Genomic DNA, 13,535 nt, shown 5'->3' with positions numbered 1-13,535 from the left:
GTGCCTGATGCGACTTAATCCCCTCCGTCCCCTTTTCTTCTAGACGCCTTCGCCCATCCGCTCCAGGCCTTCGCCGGCCAGGCGAAGGATCAGCTTCTCCAGCACCTGCTCTTCTTCTTCGCTCAGCACCGACATCAGCTTGCGGGTGATCTCGATCACCATCGGCGCGATGGTCTCGTACACCTCGAAACCGGCGGCCGACAGCGCAAGCACCGAGCGGCGGCGATCGTCGCCGTGGGTCTCGCGCTTGATGAAGCCGCGCTCCAGCAGGCGGGCCACGGCGCGGCTGACCGCCACCTTGTCCATCGCCGTGCGGTCGGAGACCTCGCTGGCCGAGGAGCCCGGGTACAGCGCCAGGATGGTGATCACCCGCCACTCGGGGATCGCCAGACCGTAACGATCGCCGTACAGCTTGGCGATGTTGCCGCTGACCCGGTTGGACAGCACGCTCAGCCGGTACGGCAGGAACTGTTCCAGGTCGAGCAGGACGTGCGAGGCACGCAGGCGGGTCGAAACGGGATCGGCGGGGCTCATGTTGCGGTGCACCTTGCTGGTGGTTTCAAGTGTAACTATAAGGGGTGGGTCCAGACCCTGCATTCTCGCCGGGTCCCTACCTGCCCGCACCTGGTTTGTACCGATGCGGTACCGATTCGGAGCCACGCCATGAATACCGCAGTCCCGACCGCCTCGCATCCCAATCCCGGCATGCAGGTCACCACCTTCGAGAACCCGATGGGCATCGACGGCTTCGAGTTCGTCGAATTCGCCGCCCCGGCCGGCCGTGGCCAGGAGCTGCACGAGTACTTCCGGAAGATGGGCTTCAGCGCGGTGCTCAAGCACAAGCAGCGTCCGATTACCGTCTATCGCCAGGGCGACGTCAACTTCCTGGTCAACGAAGACCCCGATTCGTTCGCCGCCGACTTCGCCGAAAAGCATGGCCCCTGCGCCTGTGGCTTCGCCATCCGCTTCAAGAAGCCGGGCCAGGAGGTCTACCAGACCGCGCTGGGCAACGGCGCCGAAGCCATCGCCTTCAAGCCGGACAGCAAGGCGGTCAGCGCGCCGGTCATCAAGGGCATCGGCGACTGCATGCTGTACCTGGTCGACCGCTATGGCAGCGCCGGCAGCATCTACGACGGCGACTACGAGCCGATCGCAGGGGCCGACCTGCACCCGTTCGGCTTCGGCCTGACCTTCATCGACCACCTGACCCACAACCTGTACTTCGGCAACATGCAGCAGTGGTCGGACTACTACGAGCGCCTGTTCAACTTCCGCGAGATCCGCTACTTCGACATCAAGGGCCTGAAGACCGGCCTGGTGTCCAAGGCGATGACCGCGCCGGATGGCATCGTGCGCATCCCGCTGAACGAATCGTCCGACCCGAAGAGCCAGATCAACGAGTACCTGGACGCGTACAAGGGCGAGGGCATCCAGCACATCGCCTGCTTCACCGAGAACATCTACGAGACCGTCGAAGCGATGCGCGCGCAGGGCGTGGATTTCCTCGACACGCCGGAAACCTATTTCGACGTGATCGACCAGCGCGTGCCGAACCACGGTGAAGACGTGGCGCGCCTGGCCAGGAACAAGATCCTGATCGACGCCGATCCGGAAACCCACCAGCGCAAGCTGCTGCAGATCTTCACCCAGAACTGCATCGGCCCGATCTTCTTCGAGATCATCCAGCGCAAGGGCAACGAAGGCTTCGGCGAAGGCAACTTCACCGCGCTGTTTGAAAGCATCGAGCGCGACCAGATCCGCCGCGGCGTGCTGTAAGGTCCGCAGGCAATGTCGGCGTCCCGCCGGCATTGCCTGTCCGAATGGTAGTGCCGGCCGCTGGCCGGCAATCTCTGGAGTTCCCATGTCCCCCGCCATCACCGCCCGCGGCTACCAGTCCGGCTTCGGCAATGAATTCGCCACCGAGGCCGTCGCCGGCGCGCTGCCGGTCGGGCAGAACTCACCGCAGAAGGTGGCCCACGGCCTGTACGCCGAACAGCTGACCGGCACCGCCTTCACCGCGCCGCGCGGCAGCAATCGCCGCAGCTGGCTGTACCGGATCCGCCCGGCGGTAACCCATGGCGAGTTCACTCCGTTCGCGCAGTCGCAGCTGCAGTGTGATTTCGGCGCACAGCCGGCTTCACCGAACCAGCTGCGCTGGAGCCCGCTGCCGCTGCCGGAGCTGCCGACCGACTTTGTCGAAGGCCTGTACACGATGGGTGGCAACGGCTCGCCCGACGCGCATGCCGGCGTGGGCATCCACCTTTACGCTGCCAACCGCGACATGGTCGGCCGCTACTTCTACGACGCCGACGGTGAACTGCTGATCGTGCCGCAGCTGGGCGCACTGCGCCTGCTGACCGAGCTGGGCGTGATCGAGATCGAGCCGCAGCAGATCGCGGTGATCCCGCGCGGCGTGCGGTTCCGCGTGGAACTTCCCGATGGCCCGAGCCGCGGCTACATCTGCGAGAACTACGGCGCGCTGCTGAAGCTGCCCGACCTTGGCCCGATCGGTTCCAACGGCCTGGCCAACCCGCGTGACTTCGAGACCCCGCACGCGGCGTTCGAGGATGTCGATGGCGATTTCGAACTGATCGCCAAGTTCGAGGGCCGCCTGTGGCGCGCGCCGATCGACCATTCGCCGCTGGACGTGGTGGCCTGGCACGGCAATTACGCGCCGTACCGCTACGACCTGCGTCGCTTCAACACCATCGGTTCGATCAGCTACGACCATCCGGACCCGTCGATCTTCCTGGTGCTGCATTCGCCCAGCGACACACCCGGCACCAGCAACATGGACTTCGCGATCTTCCCGCCGCGCTGGCTGGTGGCGCAGAACACGTTCCGCCCGCCGTGGTTCCACCGCAACATCGCCAGCGAGTTCATGGGCCTGGTGCATGGTGCCTACGATGCCAAGGCCGAAGGCTTCGTGCCGGGTGGCGCATCGCTGCACAACTGCATGAGCGGTCACGGCCCGGATGCGCCGACCTTCGACAAGGCCTCCAATGCCGATCTGTCCAAGGCCGATGTGATCAAGGACACGATGGCCTTCATGTTCGAGACCCGCGCGGTGATCCGTCCGACCGCGCAGGCGCTGGCCGCCGGCCATCGCCAGGGCGATTACCAGCAGTGCTGGAACGGCCTGCGCAACAACTACCGCTGACCCGAAAAAGGGGACGGAGGGGATTAAGCCGCAATCAGCACACGTGTGCCTGAAACGACTTAATCCCCTCCGTCCCCTTTTTCTTCAGGCGGCCTCGGTGAACGCGTCGCAATGCTCCAGCGGCAGCGCTTCCAGCAGGCGTTGCCGCACACGCTGGCAATAACCCTCCGAGGTCAGCCCGGGCAGCATCTGCATCGCCGAGTGCAGCACCTGCAGTACTTCACTTTCGGCGCGCGCCTGCTGCAGGTCGCGGAACAGCGCCGCCGCCTGCGGGTGGCGCTGCATTTCCAGGATGCCCAGTACATAGATGCGCGCGGCCACCAGCGAGCGGCGGCGCTCGCTGCCGGTTGCGGGTGCGGCCGGTGCCGCCGCCGGCGTGGTGGGTGCCGGTGCTGCCGCGTCTGCGGGTGGTGGTGGTGGCGGTGCGGCTGTGGCGCCGGTACCGGTGCTCAGGTAGCCGGCCTGCACCAGCTGGATGACCATGGCGGGCGCGTCCTGGCCGAGCAGGCCGGTCAGGTCGGCGATGCTGCGCTGGCCGTCGCACAGGATCAGCAGCCGGCGCTGGCGCATGTCCAGCGGCGCGCGATGGGCCTGCAGCGCGGTTCGGGCGAGTTCGGTCTTGCGCGGTTGCATGGAAGGGACAGCCAAGTCGGTGCACGCCGAGCCTGAACGAAGGCGATGAAACCGCGATGACAATGCAGCGCCTGCACACGGGATGGGCTAGCGTGCAGCCATCTTCGTGCCAGGGAACCGCACCGATGAAGCACCTTCCGCTTGCTGGTCTGTTGCTCCTTTCGCTCACCGCCTGCAGTGCTGGCCCCGACAAGCAGGGGGCGGCCGGCAGTGGCAGCGACACCCCGGCCGAAACCGCCTCGGCGACCGGGCCCGCGCAGTCGGCGGATCCCGACCTGGCCGCCCGCCCGGCCAACGACCTCCGCAAGGACAGTCCAGCGCGCCTGGACGGCTTCGGCGGTGCAACGCTGGGCGCCGGCATCGCCGAGGTCCGCAGCGGCTTCGGCACGCCGCTGCAGGGACTGGGCACCGACGCCAATGGCAAGCCCCTACCGGCCGACGACAGCAACGACGGCTGCTACTTCCTGCGTCCGCAGGGCGCCGAAGACCCTCGCCTGATGATCGAGGCACGCAAGCTGGTGCGCTATGACGTGCGCAGTGCGGCGATCATCGCTCCGGGCGGCGGCAAGGTCGGCATGACCCTGGGCGAGCTGCAGGTGCTGTACCCAGAGCGCGCGGACGTCGGCCCTGACAAGTACGACGAGAAGGCGCAGCACCTGCGCGTGCGGCCGGCGCAGGAAGGCGGGGCGGTCATCGACTTCGCGCTCGGCGCCGATGGTCGGGTCAGCGCCTGGCGGGTCGGCCAGACCCCGCAGGTCGATTACGCCGAAGGCTGTGGCTGATCCTTGATCCACCGCCCAGCCATGCGCTCGGGCCAAGCGTAGAATCGCGCCACCACTGCTGGGGAGTGCTCGATGATCGCCATTGCCATTGCCTGGTTCCTGCTCGGCCTGCTGTTGCTGGCGCTGGGCGGGGATTCCATCGTCAAGGCCGTGTCCGGCCTGGCCCAGCGCTTCGGGGCCAGCCCGTTCACTGCCGGGCTGCTGCTGCTCGGGGTGACCACCTCGTTGCCGGAACTGGCGGTCAATGCGCGCGCGCTGGCGGTCGGCCAACCGGAGCTGGCACTGGGCAATGCCGTGGGCAGCAGCATCGTCAACCTGGGCTTCACCCTGGCGGTGGCAGCCATCGCCGCCCCCCTGTTGCTGCGCGCGCGCCTGCAGACGGTGCTGTGGTGGTCGCTGCTGGTGGCCGGCGTGCTGCTGGTCCTGTTCGGGCTGGATGGTCGCCTGGCGCGCTGGGAAGGCGGCGTGCTGGTGGCAGGCTTCATCGTCATGCAGGTGCTGCTGCTGCGCCGCGGCCGCGTTGAGCGTGCCGAGGTGCAGGCGGCCATCGCCGAGTCCGCCCTGAGCCGCACCAGCCTGCCGTTGAACGTGCTGCGGGTGCTGATCGCAGCGCTGACGCTGTACTGGGGCGCGCGCCTGGTCGTGGGCGCCGCCGCTGACTTCGGTGCCGCGCTGGGCTGGACACCGCTGCTGGTCGGCCTGCTGCCGGTGGCGATCGGCACCGCACTGCCGGAGGTGGCAACCGCAATTGCTGCCGCGCGTCGCGGCCACGGCGACATGGTGCTTGGCCACGTGCTGGGCTCCAGCGTGGTCAACCTGCTGCTGGTGATCGGGGCGATGGCGGTATTGCAGCCGTTGGCGTTGCCGGCCTCGTTCGTGCGCCTGGAACTGCCGGCACTGCTGGCGTTCGCCCTGGTGCTGTACCCGATGCTGCGTGGCGATCTGAAGATCAGCCGCAGTGAAGGCGGAATCCTGCTGGTCGCGTTCGCCGGCTGGTTCGTGCTGGAGCTGCTGCTGGTCGGCGCGGCATGAGGTAGTGCCGGCCGCTGGCCGACAACCTCACTGCCTCTGACGGAACCCTTGCCACTGCCGGCCAGCGGCCGGCACTACCGGTTCTGCGTGGCTTCCTCTTCCCGCGCCGGTTCCGGCGGCGGAAGCTGTTCCTCGGCAGCCGGCTCGTTGCCCGGCAGGCTGGGACGGGTTTCCATCAGCAGCGACAGCGCCGCCTTGGCCATCATGTGGGCGCTGATCGGCGCGGTGATGAACAGGAATACGGTGATCAGCAACTCGCGCGGCTGCGGGTCCTGGCCCAGGAAGATGTGGTAGCAGACCGAGCACACCAGCACGCAGCCCACGCCCAGCGTGCTGGCCTTGGTCGGCGCGTGCAGGCGCTTGAAGAACGTGGACAGCTTCACCAGCCCCAGTGCGCCGACCAGGATGAAGAAGCAGCCGAACAGCAGCAGGATCGACAGGCCGATCTGGATCGCGGTGATCATTCGACGATGTCCCGGCGCAGCACGAACTTGCTCAGCACCACGGTGCTGCCGAAGCCGAGCATGGCGATGACCAGTGCGGCTTCGAAGTAGATCGCGGAGTTGAGGTACATGCCGAACAGCATCAGCTCGGCAATGGCGGTCACCGACAACGTGTCCAGTGCGAGGATGCGGTCGGGCACGGTCGGTCCGCGCAGCAGGCGCCAGGTGGCCAGCAGCATGGCCAGGCCGACCACGTGCATGCACACGACCAGCGTGGTCTGGATGATCTGGAATCCAGTCATGGGAAGATCTCCATCAACGGCGCCTCGTAGCGGCGCTTGATCGTATCGATCAGGTCCTGTGGGTCCTCCAGGTGCAGCACGTGCACCAGCAGGAACTTGCGGTCGTCGCTGAGCGCGGCCGAGACCGTGCCCGGGGTCAGCGTGATCATGCTGGTCAGCGCCGCGATGCCGTGGATGTTGGCGATGTCCAGCGGCAGCCAGATGAAACCGGGGTGAATCTTCTTCTCCGGGCCCAGCACCTGCAGGGCCACGCGGATGTTGGACATCAGGATGTCCCACAGGGTCACGCACACCAGCTTGGGCAGCGGCCGCAACGTGCCGATGCGCGCGAACTCGCGGTCCAGGCGTGCGGCGAACAGCGGCACCACCACGCCCAGCACCAGCCCCAGCACGATCTGGCCGAGGGTGAAGCTGTCGGACATCAGCAGCCAGAACGCCACCACCATGATGCTGAGCATTGGCGAGGGAATCAGGCGACGGAACAGGGAGCGCTGGGCGGTCATGGCTGGCGGATCTCCGGTGCGGTCGCGCGCAGCTGCTGCACGTACTCGCTGGGTTGCAGCAGCTGTGCAGCGGTGGCGTCGGTGTAGCGCATCAGCGGTGCAGCGGCCAGGGTCATGGCGATACCGTAGGCCAGCAGGATGCAGGCAGCGTACAGCTCGACCCGGCGCAGGCGTGCCTTGCGCGGCTTCGGTGCCTCCGGATCGACAGGCGGCACGCGCCAGAACAGGCGGATGCCGCCGCGGGTCAGGCCCATGATCACCAGCAGGCTGCTGACCAGCACCGCGGTCCAGACCGGAGCGGTGTACTGCGCCGGCATGCCGGCCAGCAGTGCGGCCTTGGCCAGGAAACCGGACAGCGGCGGCAGGCCGGCCACCGACACCGCGCCGATCAGGAACAGCACGGCGGGTGTCTCCTTGCCCGGCATCGGCGCGACCACTTCCTTGCGGTCGCTGGCACCGCCGCGACGACGGCGGATCAGGTCGGCGATCAGGAACAGCGCGGCGGCGACGAAGCTGCTGTGCGGCAGGTAGTACAGGCCGGCCGACAGCACCTGCGGTGTGCCCACCGAGAAGGCGATGAACAGCGTGGCTGCCGACACGATGACCAGGTAGGAGATCAGCACGCGCAGGCGGGTCGCGGCGAGGGCGCCCAGGCCGCCCAGCACCAGCGTCGCCACACCGGCCCACAGCAGCCAGTCACGGCCGTAGCCGGCCATCGCGCCGGCATCGTCGCCGAACCACAGCATCTGGATGCGCAGCACCGAGTACAGGCCGACCTTGGTCATGATCGCGAACAGCGCAGCCACCGCCGCCGGTGCGCGCGAATAGGCTTCCGGCAGCCACAGGTACAGCGGCATCAGGGCGGCCTTGGCGCAGAACACCAGCAGCAACAGGCCCATCGTCGCCTTCACCAGGGTCAGCTGCGCCGGCGGTACCTCGGCGATGCGCTGCGACAGCTCGGCCATGTTCAGCGAACCCAGCGTGGCGTACAGCAGGCCCAGCGCGATCAGGAACAGGGTCGAGGCGGTGACGTTGAACACCACGTAGTGCAGGCCGATGCGCATGCGCAGGCCACGGCCACCACTGAGCAGCAGGCCGTAGGAGGCGATCAGCATCACCTCGAAGAACACGAACAGGTTGAAGATGTCGCCGGTCAGGAACGCACCGTTGAGGCCGACCAGCTGGAACTGGAACAGCGCATGGAAGTGCGGTGCGCGGCGGTCCCAGCCCGAGCAGGCGTGCAGCAGGCAGGGAATGGCCAGCAGCAGGGTGGTCAGCAGCATCCACGCCGACAGCCGGTCGGCCACCAGCGCGATGCCCAGCCGCGACGGCCAGTCGCCCAGCAGGTAGACGCTGATCTCACCACTGGCGGTGGTGGCAAACAGCAGGCCCACCGCCAGCGCCAGCGCCGACAGCGCGGTCCAGGTCACCGCGCGCTGCACCCTGGGGCCGTAGCGGCGGTGTTCGACGAACAGCGACAGCGCGGCGCCGAGCAGCGGAATCAGGATCGGCAGGATCACCAGATGGTTCATGCGCGGTCCTCGCCCTGGCGCGGCGAGGCGCTCTCATCCTGCAGGTCGTCGTCGGGCTCGTGGGCGTCCACATGGTCGCTGTGGTTGTCGCTGCGGCTGCGCATGGCCAGCACGATGCTCACTGCGGTCATCGCGAAGGCGATCACGATCGCGGTCAGCACCAGTGCCTGCGGCAGCGGGTCGGTGTAGTTGCCCAGGTGGCTGTCCACGCCCTCCTGCAGCACCGGCGCCTTGCCCAGCACCACGCGGCCACCGGCGAAGATCAGCAGGTTGGTCGCATAGGACAGGAAGGTCATGCCGAGGATCACATCGAAGCTGCGCGCACGCAGCAGCAGGTAGATGCCGATGGCGGTCAGCACGCCGATCGCGGTAGCCAGGGCCAGTTCCATCAGTGCATCTCCCCGGTGCGTGCCGAGCGGCGTTGCAGGTCGATCTCACCCTTGCGGGCGGTACGGGTACGCGATGGCTTGATCGTGCCCATCATCGACAGCATCAGCATGGCACCGCCGAACACCACCAGATAGACGCCGATGTCAAAACCAATCGCACTGGCCAGCGGCACGTCGCCGATCAGCGGCAGGTGCAGGTCGAGGTGGCCGCTGGTCAGGAACGGCACGCCGAACAGCATCGACGCGCTGCCGCTGAGCAGGGCGATCAGCAGGCCCATGCCGATGCAGCGGATGTAGTCGAAGCCGAAGCGCGACTCCACCGACGCAGTGCCCTGGATCACGTACTGGATCAGCAGCGGCACCGCCAGCACCAGGCCGGCGATGAAGCCGCCACCCGGCGCGTTGTGGCCGCGCAGGAACAGGAAGATCGACACGGTCAGGGTCAGCGGGAACATGATCTGGGCCAGGTCGGCCGGCACCGGCAGCTTGATCGGCGGGCCGGGCATGATCTGCTCCGGCGCCATCCGCGTGCGCCGCAGCAGGGCATGCACCACCAGCGCGGCGATGCCGAACACGGTGATCTCGCCGAAGGTATCGAAGCCGCGGAAGTCGACCAGGATCACGTTGACCACGTTCTGGCCATAGGCCTCGGGCAGGGCACGGGCGAGCAGCTCGCCGGCCATGGTGTTCGGCGGCAGGGTCATCGCGGAATAGGCCAAGGCGCCAAGTCCGGCACCGGCGATGATCGCGATCACCGCGTCACGGCGCTTGCGCCAGCGCGGCCGCTCCGGCCCGGACTGCGCAGGCAGGTAGTTCATGCCCAGCAGCATCAGCACCAGGGTCACCATCTCCACCAGCAGCTGGGTCAGGGCCAGGTCCGGCGCGGACAGGAACACGAAGGTAAGCGCCACCATCAGGCCGACGCCGCCGACCAGCAGCACCGCCAGCAGGCGCTGCTTGTAGATACGCAGGGTAGCCACCGCGCAGGCCATCATCACCAGCCACAGCGCCCAGCCCAGCAGCGGGATCGGCTGTGGCCTGGTCCAGTTCGGCGAGGCGGGGTTGGCCACGAACGGCGCGGCGGCGGCCACGATCGCCACCAGCACCAGGCCCAGCAGCATGCGCTGAAGGCTGCCGTTGGCGATGCCGTTGGTCAGGCGCATGGCCAGTGCGGAGATCGCGTCCAGCTGCGCATGGAACACATTGCGGCCAGTGCTGACGTTGGTCACGGCGTGCAGGTTGATCAGCTTGCGCAGGCCGAAGTACAGCGCCACGCCGCCGATCACGCCGATCGCGCTCATCGCCAGCGGCAGGTTGAAGCCGTGCCATACCGCCAGGCTGTACTCGGGCATGGCGTCGCCGAGGATCGAGGCCGCAGCGGCGTGCAGCACCGGCGCTACGGTCAGTGCCGGTGCCACGCCCACCGCCACGCAGATCACCACCAGCAGTTCCACCGGCACCTTCATCCAGCGCGGCGGTTCGTGGGGCACGCGGTCCAGGTCGTGCGGGCCGGGGCCGAAGAAGGTGTCGTGCACGAAGCGCAGGCTGTACGCCACCCCGAATACGCCCGCCAGCAACGCTGCGATCGACACCGCCGTGCGCATGATTCCCGGGCCGCCTGCCGTGATCGCTTCGGCGAACAGCATTTCCTTGGACAGGAAGCCATTGAGCAAGGGGATGCCAGCCATCGCCAGCGAGGCGATGATCGCCAGCGCGCTGGTGAACGGCATCAGCCTGCGCAGGCCTCCCAGCTTGCGCATGTCTCGGGTACCGGTCTCGTGGTCGATGATGCCGGCGGCCATGAACAGCGAGGCCTTGAAGGTGGCGTGGTTGAGGATGTGGAACACGCCGGCCACCACCGCCATCGGCGTGGACAGGCCGAACAGCAGAGTGATCAGGCCCAGGTGGGAAATGGTCGAGTACGCCAGCAGGCCCTTCAGGTCATGCTGGAAGATCGCATTCCAGGCGCCGATCAGCAGGGTCAGTGCGCCGATGCCGCTGACCGTGTAGAAGAACAGGTCGCTGCCGGCCAGTGCCGGATGCAGGCGCGCCAGCAGGAACACGCCGGCCTTCACCATGGTGGCCGAGTGCAGGTAAGCCGAGACCGGGGTCGGCGCCGCCATCGCGTGCGGCAGCCAGAAGTGGAACGGGAACTGCGCGCTCTTGGTGAAGATGCCGGCCAGTACCAGGAACAGGGCGTAGGGGTACAGCGCGCTGGCGCGGATCTGCTCGCCAGCGGCCAGCACCACGTCCAGGTCGAAGCTGCCGACGATGCGGCCGATCAGCAGCACGCCACCGAGCAGGGCCAGGCCGCCGCCACCGGTGATCACCAGCGCCATGCGTGCGCCTTCGCGGGCGTCCTGGCGGTGCGACCAGAAGCCGATCAGCAGGAACGAACTGATGCTGGTCATTTCCCAGAAGATCATCAGCAACAGCAGGTTGCCCGACAGCACCATGCCCAGCATGGCGCCCATGAACAGCAGCAGGTAGCAGTAGAAGCGGTGCGCGTTGTCCTGCTGGCTCAGGTAGTAGCGCGCATACAGCACCACCAGCGCGCCGATGCCGAGCACCAGCCCGGCGAACATCCAGGCCAGCCCGTCCAGTCGCAGGGTGAAGTCCAGCCCGAGCTGCGGCAGCCAGGGCACCAGGGTGCGGACCACCTGGCCATCGAGCACCGACGGGGTCAGCCAGCCGAGGATGGCCAGCCCGCCCAACGGCGCCAGCGCCGCCAGCCAGGCAGCAGTCGAGCGCGAACTACGGGGGAAGGCCGCAACAGCCGCTGCCATCAGGAACGGCAGGGCCAGCAGCAGGGGCAGGCTGGGGAGCATGCAGGGAATCCATGATTCACGAGCAGGTCAGGGAGGATAACAGGCTGCGAAATGTCGCCGAAACCCATCGAACAGCGATCAATTGCATGTAACGTTCGCTGATTCATTTTTTCTGCGATGCAACATCACATTCCTGCATCCCTTCCCTGGCTGCCCTCGGGGGACACCCTACGCCCACGCAGGGAGACCGCAGGCCCTGTCGCACAGGGGCTGCCGTCGACGGGCGGGCAATGGGGAGCGGATCACCGGCGCAGGCTGGCAGGGCTCCCGTGGACTACGGGTGACGGAATCCGCCCGTTCAGGAAACGACGGCCGCTGTCGGCCGCCGCCAGGTCAGTAGCGCCAGTCCAGCTTGCGGTAGAACTTGGCCATCACCCAGGCCGGGCCGATCAGCAGGTAGGTCAGGTCGGTCAGGAAGCTGGGCTTGCGGCCCTCGAGTTTGTGGCCGATGAACTGCGCGATCCAGGCCACCACGAACACGCCCACCGCCAGCCAGCGCAGGGCCTGCAGGCCGATCTCGGCCTCCAGCAGCCGGCACAGGCAGCCGAACACGAAGAACTGGATGAGCATGCCGATGCCCAGCGGGCGCGACAACTTGTTGTAGAAGCACCACGCGCTGAACATCGCCAACGCCGACCAGATGCCGTACTGGAACCAGGTGATCAGCGGCGGCAGGCACCACAGCAGGGCCACCACCGACCACAGGATCGCCGGGACCGCCACCACGTGGATGCGCTGGTTGATCACATTGCGGTGGTCGTCGGAGTAGCTGGCGAAATAGCGGTCGATCGGCCGCGCAAGCTGGGTGGATGTCTGCATGCTGCGTCGCTTCCTCGGGCAACGGTAGTGCCGGCCGCTGGCCGGCACTCCAGAGCATAGCCGAGTTCGCGAGGTTGCCGGCCAGCGGCCGGCACTACCGCGATCAGAGCGCCCCCCGCCTTTCCGGCCGGGGGGGACGCGGGGGGATCAGTCGACGCTGATCCCGGCCAGGCGCTGCAGCGCCTCGGCGTACTTGGCGCGGGTGCGCTCGATGATCTCGGCCGGGATGCTCGGGCCCGGGGCGGTCTTGCCCCAGTCCAGCGTCTCCAGGTAATCGCGCACGAACTGCTTGTCGTAGCTCGGCGGGCTGGTGCCCACTTCGTATTCGTCGGCCGGCCAGTAACGGGAGGAATCCGGCGTCAGCATCTCGTCCATGATGTACAGGCGGCCATCGGCGTCGGTACCGAACTCGAACTTGGTATCGGCCAGGATGATGCCGCGCTCGCGGGCGTAATCGGCCGCGAACTTGTAGATGCGCAGGGTGGCGTCGCGCACGCGCTCGGCCAGTTCCGCACCGACCTGCTTCACCATCGCATCGAAATCGATGTTCTCGTCATGGTCGCCGACGGCGGCCTTGGTCGAGGGGGTGAAGATCGGCTCCGGCAACTGCTCGGCCTGGCGCAGGCCATCGGGCAGGTCAATGCCGCTGACCTTGCCGGTGCGCTGGTAGTCCTTCCAGCCGCTGCCGATCAGGTAGCCGCGGGCGATCGCTTCCACCGGCACCGGCTTCAGCTTGCGGGTGACCACCGCACGCTTGGCGTACAGGGCTGGGTCCACGCCTTCGGGCAGCACGCTGGCCACGTCGATGCCGGTAAGGTGGTTGGGCATCAGGTGCGCGGTCTTGGCGAACCAGAAGTTGGAGACCTGGCAGAGCATCTCGCCCTTGCCCGGAATCGGGTCAGGCAGCACCACGTCGAACGCCGACAGGCGATCGGTGGCGACCATCAGCAGGTACTCGCCCGGCGGGGTTCCGGCTGGCAGCCGCTCGCGCGGGATATCGAACACATCACGCACCTTGCCGCGATGGCGCAAGGGCAGGCCGGGGAGATCGGATTGCAACAGCGTGGTTGGCACGGGCACTCCTGGGGCGTTGTCGATACGGCTGCTGCCCA

General features: G+C 67.4%; 14 protein-coding genes. 4 read left to right on the top strand and 10 right to left on the bottom strand.

Features of this window, described 5'->3' with window-relative positions; translation table 11 throughout:
- Nucleotides 1-39 precede the first annotated feature (39 nt).
- Nucleotides 40-534 (bottom strand): MarR family winged helix-turn-helix transcriptional regulator, encoded by a 495-nt coding sequence (locus tag AC5QAB_RS15025; protein WP_014648685.1) that lies wholly within the window; start codon nucleotides 532-534, stop codon nucleotides 40-42.
- A gap of 129 nt (nucleotides 535-663) precedes the next feature.
- Between AC5QAB_RS15025 and hppD the strand changes: the two genes are divergently transcribed.
- Together hppD and hmgA are read left to right on the top strand one after the other, a co-directional pair.
- A complete protein-coding gene (gene hppD, locus AC5QAB_RS15020) occupies nucleotides 664-1,776 on the top strand; it encodes a 4-hydroxyphenylpyruvate dioxygenase (protein ID WP_014648684.1) in 1,113 nt (370 codons plus the stop codon).
- Between the two features lie 85 nt (nucleotides 1,777-1,861).
- Nucleotides 1,862-3,160, top strand: a complete 1,299-nt coding sequence (gene hmgA, locus AC5QAB_RS15015; RefSeq protein ID WP_032957134.1) for a homogentisate 1,2-dioxygenase — start codon at nucleotides 1,862-1,864, stop codon at nucleotides 3,158-3,160.
- Between the two features lie 84 nt (nucleotides 3,161-3,244).
- On the opposite strand, the gene AC5QAB_RS15010 is transcribed toward hmgA, so the two are convergent.
- Nucleotides 3,245-3,793, bottom strand: coding sequence for a hypothetical protein (locus AC5QAB_RS15010; protein WP_164109710.1), 549 nt, complete (start codon nucleotides 3,791-3,793; stop codon nucleotides 3,245-3,247).
- 125 nt (nucleotides 3,794-3,918) lie between these two features.
- Between AC5QAB_RS15010 and AC5QAB_RS15005 the strand changes: the two genes are divergently transcribed.
- Together AC5QAB_RS15005 and AC5QAB_RS15000 are read left to right on the top strand one after the other, a co-directional pair.
- Nucleotides 3,919-4,575 (top strand): hypothetical protein, encoded by a 657-nt coding sequence (locus AC5QAB_RS15005; protein ID WP_197561760.1) that lies wholly within the window; start codon nucleotides 3,919-3,921, stop codon nucleotides 4,573-4,575.
- 72 nt (nucleotides 4,576-4,647) lie between these two features.
- Nucleotides 4,648-5,607, top strand: a complete 960-nt coding sequence (locus tag AC5QAB_RS15000) for a sodium:calcium antiporter (RefSeq protein WP_014648680.1) — start codon at nucleotides 4,648-4,650, stop codon at nucleotides 5,605-5,607.
- 74 nt (nucleotides 5,608-5,681) lie between these two features.
- On the opposite strand, the gene AC5QAB_RS14995 is transcribed toward AC5QAB_RS15000, so the two are convergent.
- The 8 genes from AC5QAB_RS14995 to AC5QAB_RS14960 all read right to left on the bottom strand — a co-directional run bounded on the left by AC5QAB_RS14995 (nucleotide 5,682) and on the right by AC5QAB_RS14960 (nucleotide 13,497).
- Nucleotides 5,682-6,071, bottom strand: a complete 390-nt coding sequence (locus tag AC5QAB_RS14995) for a Na+/H+ antiporter subunit G (protein WP_014648679.1) — start codon at nucleotides 6,069-6,071, stop codon at nucleotides 5,682-5,684.
- Nucleotides 6,068-6,352 (bottom strand): K+/H+ antiporter subunit F, encoded by a 285-nt coding sequence (locus AC5QAB_RS14990; RefSeq protein WP_006399171.1) that lies wholly within the window; start codon nucleotides 6,350-6,352, stop codon nucleotides 6,068-6,070. Before AC5QAB_RS14990 ends, AC5QAB_RS14995 begins: the two co-directional genes overlap by 4 nt.
- Nucleotides 6,349-6,855, bottom strand: a complete 507-nt coding sequence (locus AC5QAB_RS14985; protein WP_032957141.1) for a Na+/H+ antiporter subunit E — start codon at nucleotides 6,853-6,855, stop codon at nucleotides 6,349-6,351. Before AC5QAB_RS14985 ends, AC5QAB_RS14990 begins: the two co-directional genes overlap by 4 nt.
- Nucleotides 6,852-8,387: a monovalent cation/H+ antiporter subunit D gene (locus AC5QAB_RS14980; protein ID WP_495233484.1), complete on the bottom strand. Its 1,536-nt coding sequence runs from the start codon at nucleotides 8,385-8,387 to the stop codon at nucleotides 6,852-6,854. Before AC5QAB_RS14980 ends, AC5QAB_RS14985 begins: the two co-directional genes overlap by 4 nt.
- Nucleotides 8,384-8,776: a Na+/H+ antiporter subunit C gene (locus AC5QAB_RS14975; RefSeq protein WP_005414705.1), complete on the bottom strand. Its 393-nt coding sequence runs from the start codon at nucleotides 8,774-8,776 to the stop codon at nucleotides 8,384-8,386. Before AC5QAB_RS14975 ends, AC5QAB_RS14980 begins: the two co-directional genes overlap by 4 nt.
- Nucleotides 8,776-11,604 (bottom strand): monovalent cation/H+ antiporter subunit A, encoded by a 2,829-nt coding sequence (locus AC5QAB_RS14970; RefSeq protein WP_014648675.1) that lies wholly within the window; start codon nucleotides 11,602-11,604, stop codon nucleotides 8,776-8,778. The genes AC5QAB_RS14975 and AC5QAB_RS14970 overlap by 1 nt, the downstream gene beginning before the upstream one ends.
- 333 nt (nucleotides 11,605-11,937) lie before the next feature.
- On the bottom strand, nucleotides 11,938-12,423 hold the full coding sequence (locus AC5QAB_RS14965; protein WP_164166884.1) for an Mpo1 family 2-hydroxy fatty acid dioxygenase: 486 nt from the start codon (nucleotides 12,421-12,423) through the stop codon (nucleotides 11,938-11,940).
- A gap of 147 nt (nucleotides 12,424-12,570) precedes the next feature.
- Nucleotides 12,571-13,497 carry a phosphoribosylaminoimidazolesuccinocarboxamide synthase gene (locus AC5QAB_RS14960; RefSeq protein WP_014648673.1) on the bottom strand — a complete coding sequence of 309 codons (927 nt, stop codon included), beginning with the start codon at nucleotides 13,495-13,497 and terminating at the stop codon, nucleotides 12,571-12,573.
- Nucleotides 13,498-13,535 lie beyond the last annotated feature (38 nt).

It is taken from the genome of Stenotrophomonas sp. YJH_SMC_127, from assembly GCF_059372445.1.
This window is presented reverse-complemented; position numbering and strand designations above follow the sequence as displayed.

What these genes read in the sequence shown, in the direction of transcription:
- AC5QAB_RS15025 (WP_014648685.1), bottom strand. Translation starts at nt 534, where the DNA reads ATGAGCCCCGCCGATCCCGTTTCGACCCGCCTGCGTGCCTCGCACGTC.
- hppD (WP_014648684.1), top strand. Translation starts at nt 664, where the DNA reads ATGAATACCGCAGTCCCGACCGCCTCGCATCCCAATCCCGGCATGCAG.
- hmgA (WP_032957134.1), top strand. Translation starts at nt 1,862, where the DNA reads ATGTCCCCCGCCATCACCGCCCGCGGCTACCAGTCCGGCTTCGGCAAT.
- AC5QAB_RS15010 (WP_164109710.1), bottom strand. Translation starts at nt 3,793, where the DNA reads ATGCAACCGCGCAAGACCGAACTCGCCCGAACCGCGCTGCAGGCCCAT.
- AC5QAB_RS15005 (WP_197561760.1), top strand. Translation starts at nt 3,919, where the DNA reads ATGAAGCACCTTCCGCTTGCTGGTCTGTTGCTCCTTTCGCTCACCGCC.
- AC5QAB_RS15000 (WP_014648680.1), top strand. Translation starts at nt 4,648, where the DNA reads ATGATCGCCATTGCCATTGCCTGGTTCCTGCTCGGCCTGCTGTTGCTG.
- AC5QAB_RS14995 (WP_014648679.1), bottom strand. Translation starts at nt 6,071, where the DNA reads ATGATCACCGCGATCCAGATCGGCCTGTCGATCCTGCTGCTGTTCGGC.
- AC5QAB_RS14990 (WP_006399171.1), bottom strand. Translation starts at nt 6,352, where the DNA reads ATGACTGGATTCCAGATCATCCAGACCACGCTGGTCGTGTGCATGCAC.
- AC5QAB_RS14985 (WP_032957141.1), bottom strand. Translation starts at nt 6,855, where the DNA reads ATGACCGCCCAGCGCTCCCTGTTCCGTCGCCTGATTCCCTCGCCAATG.
- AC5QAB_RS14980 (WP_495233484.1), bottom strand. Translation starts at nt 8,387, where the DNA reads ATGAACCATCTGGTGATCCTGCCGATCCTGATTCCGCTGCTCGGCGCC.
- AC5QAB_RS14975 (WP_005414705.1), bottom strand. Translation starts at nt 8,776, where the DNA reads ATGGAACTGGCCCTGGCTACCGCGATCGGCGTGCTGACCGCCATCGGC.
- AC5QAB_RS14970 (WP_014648675.1), bottom strand. Translation starts at nt 11,604, where the DNA reads ATGCTCCCCAGCCTGCCCCTGCTGCTGGCCCTGCCGTTCCTGATGGCA.
- AC5QAB_RS14965 (WP_164166884.1), bottom strand. Translation starts at nt 12,423, where the DNA reads ATGCAGACATCCACCCAGCTTGCGCGGCCGATCGACCGCTATTTCGCC.